Origin of the sequence: Shewanella septentrionalis (genome assembly GCF_025370265.1) — a bacterium.
Lineage (GTDB): Bacteria > Pseudomonadota > Gammaproteobacteria > Enterobacterales > Shewanellaceae > Shewanella > Shewanella hafniensis.
This window is the reverse complement of record NZ_JAMTCC010000002.1, coordinates 37,648-53,816: the sequence shown is the minus strand read 5'-3', so window position 1 is coordinate 53,816 and position 16,169 is coordinate 37,648. Positions and strand designations below refer to the sequence as shown.

Annotated in this window: 13 protein-coding genes and 1 pseudogene; 4 read left to right on the top strand and 10 right to left on the bottom strand. The window is 45.0% G+C overall.

What is annotated here, in order from left to right:
• Nucleotides 1-685 precede the first annotated feature (685 nt).
• From NE536_RS01330 to def, 4 genes are all read right to left on the bottom strand, one after another.
• A complete protein-coding gene (locus tag NE536_RS01330) occupies nucleotides 686-1,663 on the bottom strand; it encodes a transposase (RefSeq protein WP_261271652.1) in 978 nt (325 codons plus the stop codon).
• Between the two features lie 117 nt (nucleotides 1,664-1,780).
• A complete protein-coding gene (locus tag NE536_RS01325; protein WP_261271547.1) occupies nucleotides 1,781-2,407 on the bottom strand; it encodes a LysE family translocator in 627 nt (208 codons plus the stop codon).
• Nucleotides 2,408-2,635: 228 nt separating this feature from the next.
• Entirely contained in the window at nucleotides 2,636-3,481 is an 846-nt protein-coding gene (gene rhlP, locus NE536_RS01320; RefSeq protein WP_261271546.1) for a rhombotarget lipoprotein, read from the bottom strand.
• 264 nt (nucleotides 3,482-3,745) lie between these two features.
• Nucleotides 3,746-4,237, bottom strand: coding sequence for a peptide deformylase (gene def, locus NE536_RS01315; protein ID WP_006081499.1), 492 nt, complete (start codon nucleotides 4,235-4,237; stop codon nucleotides 3,746-3,748).
• Nucleotides 4,238-4,532: 295 nt separating this feature from the next.
• Here def and NE536_RS01310 point away from each other — a divergent pair, with 295 nt between their 5' ends.
• On the top strand, nucleotides 4,533-4,970 hold the full coding sequence (locus tag NE536_RS01310) for an MGMT family protein (RefSeq protein WP_261271545.1): 438 nt from the start codon (nucleotides 4,533-4,535) through the stop codon (nucleotides 4,968-4,970).
• A 214-nt stretch (nucleotides 4,971-5,184) separates the two neighbouring features.
• Nucleotides 5,185-5,976, top strand: coding sequence for a DUF3108 domain-containing protein (locus NE536_RS01305; RefSeq protein WP_106650385.1), 792 nt, complete (start codon nucleotides 5,185-5,187; stop codon nucleotides 5,974-5,976).
• Nucleotides 5,977-6,357: 381 nt separating this feature from the next.
• Here NE536_RS01305 and NE536_RS01300 read toward each other — a convergent pair whose 3' ends face one another.
• Nucleotides 6,358-7,137: a class II glutamine amidotransferase gene (locus tag NE536_RS01300; RefSeq protein ID WP_113939616.1), complete on the bottom strand. Its 780-nt coding sequence runs from the start codon at nucleotides 7,135-7,137 to the stop codon at nucleotides 6,358-6,360.
• A 243-nt stretch (nucleotides 7,138-7,380) separates the two neighbouring features.
• On the opposite strand from NE536_RS01300, the gene fadE reads away from it, so the two are divergent.
• Nucleotides 7,381-9,828, top strand: coding sequence for an acyl-CoA dehydrogenase FadE (fadE, locus tag NE536_RS01295; protein WP_261271544.1), 2,448 nt, complete (start codon nucleotides 7,381-7,383; stop codon nucleotides 9,826-9,828).
• Nucleotides 9,829-10,276: 448 nt separating this feature from the next.
• Here fadE and NE536_RS01290 read toward each other — a convergent pair.
• Nucleotides 10,277-10,423 (bottom strand): annotated as a pseudogene (locus NE536_RS01290) (IS3 family transposase); the annotation flags it as partial.
• A gap of 103 nt (nucleotides 10,424-10,526) precedes the next feature.
• Nucleotides 10,527-10,814, bottom strand: coding sequence for a 50S ribosomal protein L25 (gene rplY, locus NE536_RS01285; RefSeq protein ID WP_028760163.1), 288 nt, complete (start codon nucleotides 10,812-10,814; stop codon nucleotides 10,527-10,529).
• A gap of 303 nt (nucleotides 10,815-11,117) precedes the next feature.
• On the opposite strand from rplY, the gene NE536_RS01280 reads away from it, so the two are divergent.
• Entirely contained in the window at nucleotides 11,118-11,552 is a 435-nt protein-coding gene (locus NE536_RS01280; protein WP_220775979.1) for a hypothetical protein, read from the top strand.
• Here NE536_RS01280 and mepK read toward each other — a convergent pair.
• From mepK to mdoH, 3 genes are all read right to left on the bottom strand, one after another.
• Nucleotides 11,503-12,051 carry a peptidoglycan L,D-endopeptidase MepK gene (mepK, locus tag NE536_RS01275; RefSeq protein WP_220592802.1) on the bottom strand — a complete coding sequence of 183 codons (549 nt, stop codon included), beginning with the start codon at nucleotides 12,049-12,051 and terminating at the stop codon, nucleotides 11,503-11,505. The genes NE536_RS01280 and mepK overlap by 50 nt on opposite strands.
• 154 nt (nucleotides 12,052-12,205) lie before the next feature.
• Nucleotides 12,206-13,768 carry a L,D-transpeptidase family protein gene (locus NE536_RS01270; RefSeq protein ID WP_261271543.1) on the bottom strand — a complete coding sequence of 521 codons (1,563 nt, stop codon included), beginning with the start codon at nucleotides 13,766-13,768 and terminating at the stop codon, nucleotides 12,206-12,208.
• Nucleotides 13,769-13,985: 217 nt separating this feature from the next.
• Nucleotides 13,986-16,169 carry a glucans biosynthesis glucosyltransferase MdoH gene (gene mdoH / locus NE536_RS01265; RefSeq protein WP_261271542.1) on the bottom strand — a complete coding sequence of 728 codons (2,184 nt, stop codon included), beginning with the start codon at nucleotides 16,167-16,169 and terminating at the stop codon, nucleotides 13,986-13,988.

Below are 16,169 nucleotides of genomic sequence, written 5' to 3'. Positions count from 1 at the left end.
AATTACCACGGGAATGATTTAGGATTAGACTGAACCAAGCGACACTGCCGTTTTAACCAATTTGACGCTACGATAAAGTCAAAGCCTAGCTAGGTTAGCCACTGAGGAACTCAAGGTGTTTGATAATCCCGTATTATTACTATGGAGTTTGGTCTTTAGCCTCATTGGCCTTGGCATTTCACCTACGGCAAACGCCAAGCCGCCCCCATCCCTTTAGTCGTAGGTCTCACCCTGATGATTTACCCTTATTTTGTCACCAATCTCGCATTACTTATCGCCATAGGCATCGCCCTCATCGCACTCCCCTATTTTATGAGGATATGATTTGGGGTTTATAGAAATGTTACGGACAGAAGCTACAAAATAAATGGTAAGGCTAATACAACATCGTATATCGCTACACTCATACCACAATAGGTTGATACAAAATCTCAGGCACCCAAGCTCTTTTTTACAAGCCACCCATAATATAAAAATAACCAACAACATCGAAGCTACGTTTACCAAACGGTTTGTGGCTTAGATTGAAAAGCCAGGTTTTCGGGGGATTATCCCTGGTTATTTTTTGATTTGCGGATAGTTAGCAGGAATTGGGTCGATTTAGTTCGAGTCAGGCTCTCCACTGCTATGGATGAGTGAAGTTTGGCGCTGAACTATCTCTGAATGTGGACTATCTCTAAATGGCTCAGCTTGCCATTAAATTCAGACAGCAGTGGCGATAGTGCCTTCGTCGCTTTTCAAGGTGTTCGCAATAACAAGTGAGCTCTTGCACAGTACCTACAGGGCCTTTAAAAAGCTGCCCGAAATGCTGAGTGAGCTTAAGCCAATGCTCAGGCGGAATATTAAGGCGAATCAGTAAGCTTGCACTGCTCGAACTGATACTCCCGCGTTTATCATCGCGAATAATTCTGCCGGTATCGTCAACAAGTTGGAGATACTCTTGTAAATCAAAATGCAGCCCTTTAGGCATATTGTCCCGCTCATTACCGATAAAAGGTAATAATGTTTGAGGTTGTTTGCCTGCTAGTGCCGCACGAATACGCCGTTGAATACTTGTGAAATCCGAGGTTGCTGGTGTTGTGGCGAGTTGAGCGCGAATAGGGTTGAGGTCAACATAAGTCATACATGCAAGTACTGCCGCCTCATCGAGTAGGGCTTGGGATTTAAAACGGCCCTCCCAGAAGCGTCCTGTGCAGTTATCCTCTTGATTTGCCTTACGGGCGATAGGTTCATTTAACGCTCGCATAAACCAAGAAATATCACTTAAGCGACTGCGGTATAGAGCGATATGGTGTTTAAGGTTAATCACGTCATGGGCTTCAACAACTTGCCCTTTGACAAATTGTTGTGTTAATTCAGTGCCTTTAAATACCTGATGCCAATGCTCAAGCACTTCCCTATCACTCCATTGATTGGCTTGGTAAATGTCCACGCAGAGTACCAAGTGCAGATGATTGCTCATCACCGCATAAGCAGCGACATCAATAGCAAAAACCTGAGCCAGCTTAAGTAATTGCTGCTCTACCCACTCGCGTCTATGGTCGTAGTTTTTATCAGAGAAATGGTCTTCACCACACAAATAGGCACGCCTAACGACTCGACTACAACAGTGATAAAAAGGCGTATCTTCCAAACTGATTTGAGTTCTCCTTGGCTGTGGCATCATCACACTCCTTGTGTGGGGAAACAGACACTAAGCCTAGTTGAGAAAAGGGTGACTCACCAAGGAGTCATCGCTAAATTAGAATGGGTGGCTTATGAAAAACTGCTTAAGAAAAAACTATCTATCACTGGTCATGACTTTACTGGCCAAGCCAATAAGCAACACCCCTGATATTCCCTCTAAGGCTCTGGAATAACGCTGGGAATTGGGCCGACTAAATACCCAGCTTCCTGCCGACGCATAGAGGACGTTACACAGGGTTGCTAACAAACAGAAAATAAGACCAAGGGTTAACAGCTGAATTGACGTTGAACCTGCTAACGGATCAATAAACTGCGGCAAAAAAGAGAGAAAAAATAAAGCGACTTTAGGATTAAGTACACTAACGACAATGCCTTGGAAAAATACGTTGCCGTTTGGTTTGCTATTGCCATCAACCACAATTTTATTGTTGCCACGCCACATTGATATTAACGCTTGAATGCCTAAATACACTAAATACGCGGCGCCCAACCACTTCACAATACTAAAAGCCAACGCTGAGCTGAGAATGATGGCAGATAATCCCAAGCTAGCGGCAAGCGTGTGAACAAAATAACCTACACCTAGACCCGTCGCAGCTTTAAGACCACTGATCATTTTCCCTTTCATTGTGTTAGATACAATGTAGATAACATCGGGTCCAGGGATAAGATTGATAGCAAGGCAAGCAACTGCAAACAGTAATAGTGAATTTAAATCCATTTAATTTTTCTCCTTGTTAAACGCGTAACCTATCGCGCCCGCTTAAGTGGTGTTCAACGCAACACCGCAGCCTCTGCAAACCACTTTAAAAATAAAATCAGAACGTTAACTACAAGTAAGTTGATAACCAGAGCCTGTGCTCAACTTTATATACTTTTTGCCCACGTCTTGATTCAAAGCAAACCTCAATTTGCTCATCCTTAACGATCTTAATTGGCACTTAATTATTTATTCACGGCAAATCGTTAAACGGCGCAGCGCAAAAAACCACAGGAGTGAAAGTATCAATAGGGATAAACTGCCACCGCCGCTGTAACCTTGTTTATGTTCAATAGTGGCAACCTGCTCTTCTTTAACCCGAGTTTTAAAGCGGGCGAGTTCATCATCTAAATTGACTATCATATCGTTCACCGCAAGATCAAAACCCTCATAGGATTTCTCCCTTAAAGTTGTTGTCACGCCAACAGCGGTTGAACTTTCAGTTAATTGATTTATGCCCGGCGCCCTAAATAACATCTTTTGGCTGCGCATATCAAACACTGCGGTATCAACAAAGGTTTGGATTGCATTCTCATTGCCAGGAATTAAATACATGCCCACGATAGTCCAATAAAGGATGGCGGATTTGTTCTCGTGGCTTTGCATCAATTGATCGTAAGATACCAACGCCATCACATCGACGTCATGCAGGCGGGCAACTTGCTGCAAGGTATTAAAACCTTTACCATTTTTAAGATAGGTGCTCGGAATGATTTCAATACGATCGATATAATCGTATTTAATAAAGGATTGTTTCACCTTGTTGAGCAAAGCGACTTGGGTGCGACTGTCTATGGCATCGGCTTGCCAATGGGATGAAGGTAAAAAAGCAATGCCGACAGTAATAGGCAAACGCAGTACAGGTAAGGATGGCTGCTGGGCTTGGCGACTCTTCTCATCTGGATATAAGTATTCGACTAAGCTACTCGATACCGCCTTTTTATCTGTGGTATTACCGTTAAAAAACGCGCTGCAGCCACTGAGTGAAAGCATTGCGAGTGAGATTATGCCGCTGGTTATGATCTTAAGTTTCATCTGTTTCCCTACCGTATCCCTACACTGCCGCTAATGATGCTACTGAATTTATTGCTAGCGGATATTGCTGGCTACCTTATCCACTCATTACAGTTAAAACAAGTTGTTATGTTCACATATCAAGTCGAAGACATTCAAACTCAGGTTTTACATACCAATTTTAGATACAAAAAAGCCGCATCGTAAAATGCGGCTAGTCAGGAGGTGCAACACGCGCTCAAAAGCGCTCATACACTTTTTTGTGCACGCTTTTATGCAATAGGCTTAAGCGTATTTACGCACTTTTTTAAGCGCAATCTGTTGTTTTAACATGGATAAATGTTCGATAAACACTTTGCCATGTAAATGGTCGATTTCATGCTGTAATACTATGGCTAAAAACTCATCGGTTTCGATTTCGATAGCCTTGCCCGTTCTGTCTAAGGCGGTCACTTTGACCTTCTCAAAACGTGACACTTTAGCGCGATAACCGGGGATCGACAGACACCCTTCTTCACCCACAAACTCGCCAGACTTTTCGACGATTTCAGGATTGATCAGCACTTGAGGTTGGTCGCGACCGTCAGATAAATCGATCACGATAATCGCATCCGTACTGCCGACTTGCGTTGCCGCTAAACCGATACCATCGTCCGTGTGATACATGGTTTCGATTAAATCATCGATAAATCCCTGAACAGCTTCAATATCTTTTACAGGTTGCGCTTTACGTTTAAGGCGCTCGTCGGGAATGGTTAAAATATCGAGTACAGCCATGCCAGTTATCTTCTCTCATCGAGTCAAAAAAATTGGCGCTATTATGGACTATTTGACCATTTACACAATATTAAAGCTAAAAACAGTTTAAATATTTTGTTAGCAATCGAGATAGTCGATAAAAAATACCGAGTAATGCATCATCCATTGAGTGCTTAATGCCCTCTCATCTTCCGCTAAACCAGACTTTGCCGTTACACTAGCGCAACCTCGTCGCCCACGATTTTTACTGTATGACCTTTTAAGCATGATCATCTGAGCATGAACACGCATCTAGCTGAGGACCAACTATTCAATGACATCGTTTCCAAAAGACAAATCGCCGCTGTATCGCTATCTTGAAAAAGATAGCCAAGATGAGCAGGATTTAGCGAGTCACCAGCACCAAGCGGTTGAGCTATCCCCCATGGCGAAAATCTGGTATATCGTCGCTATGATCCCGCAGGGAAAAATCAGCAGTTATGGCAAGATTGCCGATTATGCGGGATTACCGGGGCGAGCACGTTATGTGTCCAAGGCACTCAAATCGGCACCCGAGCATTTGTCTCTGCCTTGGCACAGAGTACTCAATAGTCAGGGTAAAATCTCCTTCGAGAAAAATTCAGTCTCCTTTCAGGAACAGATGGAATTATTAAGAATCGAAGGGATAACAGTGAACTGCGGCAAAGTTAGTTTGTCTGAGTACCAGTGGCGTCCCGATCTGGTCACTTTAGTCATGGCAATGCCATTTTAGTTTAATATACTGATCCATAAACTGTTTACATCGCTATTTACAGCAGTGTCGGCCTCGGCTATAACCTGCTAACTATCGATTCCGATTTTGATTGACGCTGAACTGATTTACCCTGAACTGTGTAAGTAAGCATGCTACTCGACACTTTTTTATCAACCACTACTGAGCGTTTGTAGTGATACAAGGTGAAAACCTGCGACCCAAGGAGCATTCTTTGCGTACCATTCCCACATTATTAGTGAGCTTAACGGCCCTCACCCAAAGTATGTTTGCCATAGCCGCGCCGACGCCGCTCACGCCGCAGACAGCCGAATACCAAGTCAACTATGGGGATATCGAACTCGGTAAAGCCAAGTACACCCTGCCCAATCCGGAAGATGGGGTGTATAAGTATCGTTTTGACAGCGATCTTAGCCTGTTATTGTTAACCGATGTGCGCCACATCTTGAGTGAATTTACTCAAGAAAATAGTCAACTCAGCCCTTTACGTTACTTACAGCAGCGTCAAGGTGTCGGCCCGAATTACACAGAGCAAACCGCGTTCGCCAAAGCGCAGGGCTTTATTCATACCCGTTATAAAGACGAGAAAGGCAAATTCCCCTATGAAGGCGAGATTTTCGATCCACTAATGGTGCAATTGCAATTCAGGCTCGATATGGTCTCGGGCAAAGAAGCGCTCGACTACAAAATGGTTAAAGACAACGAACTGGATGAATATAAGTTCCATGTCATTGGCAGAGAACGGATGAACATCGACAGTGGCAGTTACGACACAGTCAAAATTGAAGTGGTGCGTGACAATAAAAAACGTCAAACCTTCTTCTGGATGGCACCAGACTTAGCCTACCTGCCCGTACGGTTAACACATTTTGAAAAAGGCAGTAAGCAGCTCGATATCAAGTTGCTGAAGTATCACTTCGATGAAGTTGTGAGCCAAGAAAGCACCCCGGCAGATATTGCTGAGCAACCGCAAGTACCAAAACTGCTCGGCACGACGGAAGGTTAACTGGCAAAGCATTGAGTTGAGTTGAGAAAATCAACTTAACTCAATGATACAAAGCCTTAGCTGAACTCACACCGATAAAACCAAACCTAAGTTATACCGAACCGAATGAATATCTAACCGAGCTAATATTTAACTGAACTAATATTTAACCGAACCTAGGGCCAGCCTCTAAGTTCGGTTAATGCTCATAGCTACTAGTTCATAGCGAACAGTTCATTACAACAAGTTCGTTGCTAAGGCCCTATCACTAATCCTTGATTGCTAAAAGATGCGTTGGATACTGACTCAATCTTTTTGAAAAGTGACCTGAACAAAGCAAAATCAGCAGCAAATCTGCTCGCACCCATTTTTTAGCGCTGGTGTTAGCACTGTTGGATAACATCAGAGATCGATTAACAGCTCACCCAATCTGAACAACTTCCAGTTACCCGGCTGCATAACGCGCCACTGTTCATTCTCGGTCAATGGGCGAGTCGCAATCACAGTCACCACATCATGGGCGGTAGTTTCCTTATCAAAATCAATCACCACATCGGTATCGATAAGTTTCGCTTTACCAAACGGCGCGCGGCGAGTGATGTAACATAAGTTATTACTGCAATAGCTCATTAAATGCTCGCCATCGCTCAATATCATATTGAACACACCTAAGGCACGGATTTGCTCGGCCAACGTTGCGACGTAATGGAAAACTGCCAACATATCTTCAGGTTTAGTACCGCCAAACTTCTGAGCGACTTGTTCCAAAATCCAGCAGAAAGCAAGTTCGCTATCGGTATCGCCTACGGGTTGATAGCGCGAGACATGAAACTTGGGCAGATAGTCCGTCAATTGACCATTATGGGCATAGGTCCAATATCGTCCCCATAATTCGCGGGTAAAAGGATGAGTATTCTCTAAAGACACACAGCCGCGATTCGCTTGGCGAATATGGCTTATCACCACTTCACTTTTTATCGGGTAGGATTTGATCAATTTTGCAATATGCGATTCGCTACTCGGGCAAGCATCTTTAAAAGTACGGCTGCCTTTGCCCTCGTAAAACGTAATACCCCAGCCGTCCACGTGGGGACCTGTTACGCCTCCACGTTGTGCTAATCCCGTAAAACTAAACACAATATCGGTTGGCACATTGGCGCTCATCGCAAGTAACTCGCACATATTTCTCGCCTATCATCAATCAAAAATCCACTTGTTAGCATTGTAACTAGTTGATGATATTTGTGGAATGATCAAAGCTGACAAATAATTTAAACAATTGTTTGAAAAATACTTGTATTAAAATTGTCTTAGGTTTAACTTTTATGCGACACAGGTCTGACCACAAACTATAATTGTGATCGCAATCAACAAAACACTCTATGACCTGTGGTTGGCACTCGGTCATATTTAAGGAGAATTACAGTGACTACCCTACTTTGGATCATCGCCATGATCTTAGTGCTAGGAGCCCTAGCTTACCTTCGGGTATCTTTGCTCACTGCCACTATTGCAGCCGCTGTTGTGATGACAGCAGGATGGACACTCGATGTTGTCGGCCCTATCTCTTGGATCGTTTTCCTTGTGGTAGCCTTGCCGTTAAATATCAGTGCATTTAGACAAAATGTGATCAGTCGTCCACTGATGAAGGTATATCGCGGCATCATGCCGGAAATGTCTTCAACAGAGAAAGAAGCGATTGAAGCCGGCACCACTTGGTGGGAAGCCGATCTGTTTGCGGGTAACCCTAACTGGAAAAAACTACATAACTACCCAGTTGCGCGTTTAAGTGCTGACGAACAGGCCTTCCTCGATGGCCCTGTTGAAGAAGTGTGCCGCATGGTGAATCAACACCAAGTGTCACATCAACTTGCCGATCTGCCTGCCGACGTATGGCAATATCTGAAAGATAATGGCTTCTTCGCCATGATCATTAAGAAAAAATACGGCGGTTTAGAATATTCAGCTTATGCCCAATCGCGCGTGTTACAAAAACTCGCAGGTTTGAGCAGTGAGTTGGCATCAACTGTTGGTGTGCCTAACTCTTTAGGCCCTGGAGAGCTGCTACAACATTACGGCACGCCAGAGCAACAAAACCATTATTTACCACGTTTAGCCAAAGGGTTAGAAGTACCTTGTTTCGCACTGACCAGCCCAGAAGCCGGTAGCGACGCTGGCTCTATTCCTGACTTTGGTATCGTGTGTAAAGGCCAATGGGAAGGTGAAGAAGTTCTGGGTATGAAACTGACCTGGAACAAGCGTTACATCACCTTAGCGCCTGTCGCGACAGTATTAGGCTTAGCCTTCAAACTACGCGATCCAGAGCATCTACTTGGCGATAAAGAAGAACTCGGCATTACTTGTGCTTTGATCCCTACCGATATGGAAGGAGTTGAAACCGGTCGTCGTCACTTCCCGCTCAACTGTATGTTCCAAAACGGTCCGACTCGCGGCAACGAAGTATTCGTGCCATTAAGCTTTATCATTGGCGGCCCGAAAATGGCAGGTCAAGGCTGGCGCATGCTGGTGGAATGTTTATCTGTGGGTCGTGGTATCACGCTGCCATCAAACTCAGCAGGTGGTGTAAAAACCGCAGCGCTGGCAACGGGTGCTTATGCTCGCATTCGTCGTCAGTTCAAATTGCCTATCGGTAAGCTTGAAGGTATTGAAGAGCCAATGGCACGCATCGGCGGTAACGCCTATCTGATGGATGCTGTGACAACTTTGACCACCACAGGTATCGACTTAGGTGAAAAACCATCGGTTATCTCTGCAATTGTGAAATATCACCTGACGGATCGTATGCAGAAATGCGTTATCGATGCCATGGATATTCACGGTGGTAAAGGCGTATGTCTTGGCCCCAATAACTACTTAGGCCGTGGCTACCAAGCTGCGCCTATCGCGATTACCGTTGAAGGTGCAAACATCCTGACCCGTTCTATGATCATCTACGGCCAAGGCGCAATTCGCTGCCATCCGTACGTGCTTGCAGAAATGGAATCAGCATTTGATACCGAATCGGGTCAAGGTTTAGCTAACTTCGATGCTGCCATCTTTGGTCACATTGGTTTTGCGACCAGTAACTTCATCCGTAGCTTCTGGTTAGGTCTGACATCAAGCCGTTTCTCTAACGCGCCTTATTCTGATAAAACCAAACGTTACTATCAACAGATGAACCGTTTCAGTGCCAACCTTGCCCTGCTTTCTGACTTAGCCATGGCAACCTTGGGTGGTAACCTTAAACGTAAAGAGCGTATCTCTGCCCGTTTAGGTGACCTACTGAGCCAACTGTATCTGGCATCTGCCACGCTGAAACGTTATGAAGATGAAGGCCGTCAAACCGACGACTTACCATTAGTGCAATGGGCGGTTGAAGATGCGCTATACAAGTTACAAGCCTCTCTTGACGATTTATTGGATAACTTCCCTATGGGTCTTGGCGGCGCATTACGCGTGGTGATGTTCCCATTCGGTCGTCCACTGAAACGCCCAAGCGATGTGTTAGATCATAAAGTCGCTAAGATTATGCAAACTCCGTGTGAAAGCCGTGACCGTCTAGGTAAAGGCCAGTTCTGGACCAACTCTGAGCACAATGCTGTGGGGATCCAAGAACAAACGCTACTGGACATCATCGCGTCTGAGCCTCTACATGACAAAGTCTGTAAAGCTAGCGGTAAACGTCTACCCTTCATGTGGTTAGATAAAGTAGCCGCTGAAGGTAAAGCACTGGGCGTGCTGAGCGACGATGAAATTAACTTGCTAGAAAGAGCGGAAATTGGTCGTATGAAGTCAATTAACGTTGATGACTTTGACCCAGCTGAACTGCGTCCAGAAGTGGTTTCTACCACTTCACAGGAACGCGCAGCGTAATCCATTCATTAAGATTCAAATGTTTCGTCCTGAAATAAGTTGACACTTATTTCTACCTAAACGCCCGATAAACCTTATCGGGCGTTTTATACTTTTAGGCCAATTTCCCATCATATAGGCACACCACGCGCTGGTCATATAGACGACGCATCCAACAAGGTTCAGCGAAGCTCACTATCCTCATGTTTCTGTTTATTCATAGGAATTGAATACCATAAAGCAGCTATAACAACGACTGCGTCAAAATGTTGCTTGACAATCATTACGTTAAGGACTGTGGCGACATTATCGAACAGTGTTCCATAACGTGGAATAGCTTTATTCAGAAGAAAGTAATAGTGATAGGGCAATTCTAACCAGCTAATTAATGTAATCGGTATTATCTTTTTGCTCGGGAGTGAGTGGGTGAGCATAGTCATTGCATGCCCTGCATTGATGTAGACAGTCAATCCAGTTTTCCATGCTTACGTAACCCTTGAATACTGTACTTGTCTTGAGCCTTCTTATAGGTCATCGCCTTTTCCACTTGGTCGACAACGGCCAATTTAAAAGCGAGGGAATAATCACGTTGAGTTCGTTTAATTGTTGAAGTCATTACACTCTCCAAAATGAGTTTGAAAAGTGTCAATGCTATTTAGGATGGGTCATCAGCCACAAAAAAAGCGCCCTTAGGCGCTTTTTTGCTTCAGTTACGACAATTAAGCGTAAACGAAGTCAACATGTTCAATAATTGGCTTGAACACGTGGCGTTGCATAGCTTGTGCGCGTACACCCACTTCTTTACCATCAACAACGATAGTCAGAGTTGAAGTGTAGAAATCAGCGTTAGCTTGAATGTTGATGATATCTTTGTGATCAAAAACAATAGAAACTGGCTCTTTGCCTTGGCCATAAATAACAGCAGGAACTTTACCAGCATGGCGTAGGCGGCGGCTCGAACCTTTCCCTATTTCAGTGCGGGTTTGTGCTTGGATAGTGTAAGACATGTGTTTCTCACTTAAATTTAGAGTAAAAAGTTGCCGACATTTTCGACCAATGACGGCTCATATAAAGCGCGCGAATACTAACATAGATACCCAAGGCACACAAGAATCCTACACCCCACCAATTTTTAAGCCGCGGCGTTAGTAAAAAAGGTAGCTATTTATCAAATTGAAGAACTTGTATCTTGACTGTTACAGCTGAGAAAAGGCTTTGATCTCAAACAAAAAACACGCGATCTAGATCACACTGGGAAATTAAGAAGCCTGATAAGCTCGGGCAAATTTCGATAACTGCTGTGTCAAAAAATGCGTCATGCACTATACCAGTTACAACAAGAAAACAGACTTTCATGCCAACTGGCCCGTGAACTTATCTCACTTATCGAAACCGTTCCTTACCAGCAAAATACCCTCGAATTAAAATTCTTAGAATTGCTCGCTTGTGCGCAACAGAAAAACCGCAGCTTAATATTACTCATGCAGGTTGTTGAGTCGGTCGATATTGAATTACAAAGACAAAGACAGTATCAATTCTCACAACATTTAAGTTTATTGATTTGTGATTGGCAACAACACAGAGAAATGAACAAACTTAACCAGCAATTTATCCCGCTGCTGAGGCATTACCTGACAGAGTCTCAAACCCTAGAGCAAGGATTCTATCAACGAGTCCAACAACAAATCATTCAAGCTACCAATGTCGTACTGGCCCACAATCGACATGCACAAAGCCAGAGCTAGGATAGTAACCCACGCCTCCCAGTTTTAGGGATAAAGCCGCGTCTCTGAGGGTTTTAAGCTTAACGCTTGGGATCGCGATATCCATAGCCATACCGCGCATGTGATAACTCTTTTTTGCCACGCCGCCACTGTTGCTCGCTAGCATGGCATTGGTTTTGGGTGAACGGTAACCAGAAATCACATGGATTTCATCGTCGACATTCAACGTCGTTTTAAGTGAATAGAGTAAATCGAATAAACGTTTATCCATGGGCGCTGCCACATTCTGACGGTGATCGCGCAATAAATGGCTGAAATCGTCTAATACCTTACTTTGATAATGACCATCAACCCAGTAACTGCCATCGTCGCGTTCACCGGTATGGCGATTAAACAAACTTAACTCACGGATCCCTTTGGTTGAACGACTGGCTACTGCTTTTGAGGGAATAAGAGAACATAATGCCACACCACTTAGGCCTAACAATAACTGCCTACGGGCAGGACATATCAAAGTCACATGATCACCTTTTGTATGCTTTTTGGTCACTAATCAAGCAAATTATACTGAATAGGCCCTAAGATCAAGTTTTGCCAACCCTATTCTGCCCACGATTTTAAAATGCTCTGCGAGTTCAATTTGTTATCTTAATTCTGCTTTATCGTGCAAAATCTTAATTGAGATCTAAAACCGTGGCAGGCACGGCATTCGTCAACTCAGCTTCTAAATGATAAATGTCGCTACGGTATTGCTCTTGCCCACTGTCATCTAGCCACGCAGTCCAATACACCAGATGCACTGGCAGCTTTTGAGAAAGTGAAAACCACTGGGGCTGCGTTACATCTGGGGCTAATTTGTCCCATAAACGCTTATCTTTGACTAAATGTTCCTTAAACCATTGAGCTAATTCAGTGACTTTTTCAATCCGAATACAGCCTGATGATAGTGCCCTATCATCCTTATTAAAGAGACTTGGCTCAGAAGTGCCATGCAAATAAACACTAAAACTGTTATCAAAGTGGAACTTATATTTGCCTAATGCATTCTTCACCCCTGGGCGTTGCACTAGCTGATAGGGAAACGAAGTGCTAGCTAAAGCCTGCCATTCTTCTGGCATGTGTTGCACCAATTGACCGTTATAGTCATACACATCAAATTGGCGTTCATTAAGATAATGACCATTGCGCCGAATTTGCGGCAGGATATCTCGGCGTAAAATGCTGCTTGGCACTCGCCAACTGGGATTGAGGACCACGCTGGAAATCTGGCTATCCAGCAGCGGGGTTTGCCGTGAAGACTTGCCCACTATTACTTTGGAATTAAGCACTGTGGTGCCATTATCGACTAAGGTCATTTCAAAGGCAGGCACGTTAATCAGCAAGTAGCTTGGCTCCAACTTACGTTCAAACACTCGTTGCCGAATGGTATTTTTAGCCAGTAAGACAGCCCTAGCCTTTGGCGATTGATTCAGCCAATACATGGTCTGCTTACCAATCACCCCGTCTTGTTTTAACCCATGCCTTTGTTGGAAACGCTTAACACCAACCACCAATTCTTCGCTATAGACAAGGTTCGTCGTTGGCTCAATGGCTAAGTCACCCAAGCGCCACAAACGTTTAGCTATGGTATCAAGGAGTGGATGGCTCATTCCGGCCGTTAACTTTTCATCCAACACTAAGGTTTCCCAAGGCTCAGTCGCATCCAATTGCACTAAATGGGCGACTTGTTTTAGCACCCTTTGATATTGGAGATCCGTTGGAATAACGGTTAATACTGTGTCTACAAGTGCGCCGTTATTACATTGCGCAAAGGTCCTGATATAACGCCAGTAGCCCGTCACATCAGCTTTAACCCGCGCCACATCAGCCGCTGATAAGGTATTTGGTGATAGCGTTAATTCACGATAATGCAGACCAAAAACAGGATTAACGCCTGCAAGATCCAGCAACAACACCTGTTGTACGAGTGCCGTAAGTGGCAAGACTGCATCGGGCTCAGCCGCTTTACCCTCTGTACTTGGCTGCACATGCCGCATGCTTGGCTGTACGCTAATACTGGGATCAGATGAAATGGCTTGAGTCTCGTCGGCGGCTATCGCCAACGTCGTTAACATAATAGGAAACCAGGCAATAACACTCAGCACTAACAGTCCCAAACAGCGACTCATGGGCATACGTTTAATTTGCGATGCGCGTACAAAGCGGGGGAAATACTGGATTATCTTGTGCAATACCATAAATACTTCCTTCGCTATTTAAGGTCAGCTGAAAACCAGCGATCATGTCAGTCATGTAATACGACTATTCCATGGGGATCAGTGAATTACTAGGGGAAAACTGCAGATTATGAAAAGAAAAAATGCCACTGAGGTCGTCAGTGGCATTTTCATTACTACCAAACCCATTTACGAGCAAACGCTGCGCTAATGATGGTTGGCTATGTGTTGATATTTGTTAGCAAAAAGACACCAGATCTTCTTCAACAAACTGCTCGGGTAATTTCTGCAAGCTACGTAACATCAAAGGATTCGCTAATACCATCGCCATTTCTTGGCGATTCAATACAGCTAATGCGCTCTGTTGGCAACGAGCCTCATGCACTTTCACATGCACTATCGCTTCCATCGCTTCAATCGGAGTCCCCGCTGCGCGCAAAGGCTGTTTATCTACCATAGCCAAATGCAATTCCATCAACTCAGGGTCTTTAAGCACCTGTGCTAATGTCCAAGGCTCAGCAATGTGTTCTTGGTAAGCGGCACGCGCTTCCTGTGCTTGCAGACAAATCTGCGCAGGATTACGCTCTTCAGGTGTCGCAAGAATACCCGCACGCTTGAACACTTCGCCGATTTTAACAGAACCCGTCCAAGCTGAAATAGGCACGGCAATCCAGAGTCCAATCAACGCCGGACTCATCCAAGCTAACAAAGTCAAAGAATCCAAAATAGCTGCATAACCTAACATCACACCCGCCAGCATATGCCAGCGGTGACGATAGATTAGCGTCATCCAAGGCATACTGCCGTCATCACGACGTTGCGGCGACCAGCCACTGTCACGGCCCATTAGAATCGACATCACGGCACCACAATGGATAAACATCATGATAGGTGCGATCAGCGCTGAGAGTATGACCTCAAAAATAACACTGAATATTGCCTTAATCCGGCCACCCACACTACGAGCAAACTCGCCGTCTTTAAGCAATAACAAGACGCCGAATATTTTAGGACCGAACAAGACACCCATAGTAATGTAGAACAATCTCAATGCCCTATCCGAGTCCATGATGGGCCAAGTGGGGAACAGTGAAAATTGATCGGTGAAATATTCAGGTCGAATAAAGTGCGCCTGCAGGGCTAGCATCAAACCGGTCAAAATCAACATCAACCAGAAAGGTGATGATAAATAGGCCATGATACCCGTCAGTAAATGCAAACGGCTCACCCAGTGCAGACCTTTGGTCGGCAAAATACGTGAATGCTGCAAGTTACCTTGGCACCAGCGGCGATCACGCACGGCTAAGTCAATAATTGACGGTGGACATTCTTCGTATGAACCGGGTAAGTCATAGGCAATGACCACACTCCAGCCTGCACGGCGAATCAAGGCCGCTTCAACAAAGTCATGGCTCATGATATGACCGCCAAAAGGCGGCTTACCCTTAAGGTTGGGTAATCCGGCCGCGGTCATAAAGGCTTCGGTACGGATAATGGCATTGTGGCCCCAGAAGTTACCTTCTTTTTGTACCCACCAGCCTAAACCGGTACCAATTACGGGGCCATAAATGCGCGCCGCAAATTGCTGCAAACGCGCCATTAAAGTGGTGCCGTTGATCAGCGACGGAATGGTTTGAATTAAACCCGCATCAGGATCGGCCTGCATACGCTGAGCCAAACCTGTGATGGTTGATGATTCCATTAAGCTGTCGGCATCAAGCACTAACAAGTGATCATAGCGCGAACCCCAACGGCGGCAGAAATCCGCCACGTTACCCGCTTTACGGGCGACGTTTTTACGACGACGACGGTAATACACCCGCGAATGCTTATGGGTTTCTTGACGTAACACCAAAAACGCCTGCTCTTCGAGCAAGGCGATATCGGGATCTGTGGTATCACTTAAGATAAACCAATCAAAAGCATGACCATGACCCGTTTGCGACAAGGTTTCTGCCATCACAGAGACCGCCGAGAATACCCTGTCTGGGGATTCGTTATAGGTCGGCATTAAGATCGCGGTGCGAGTATGCAGCTCAGTCACTTGCAGATCTTTTGCCCGCGGTTTGCGCAGCAAGATTAAAAACCCCGCAATACCACTACAGAACGCTAAGGCGATCCAACAAAAGTTGACCGCAAATAACGCCAACACGAGATATTCCAGTGGCGTAATTCCGCCAATGCTAAATACCGCGCCCATTTCATAAATAGCGAATAAAGACAGTAATAAAGCACCGCCAACCACTAAGAAGCGGCGCGAAGCACGCGAACGTACTCCATTCGCCACTGTGCTACGGCGAGGGAATCCCTCTGGCATCTTACTTAAATTTTGGGGTTCCATAGCGCCAGGCCGTTCATTTGGCATAGCACTACCACCCACGAGGACTTCCGTCTCGAGTACCGAGTTTTCGGATACAGTCAT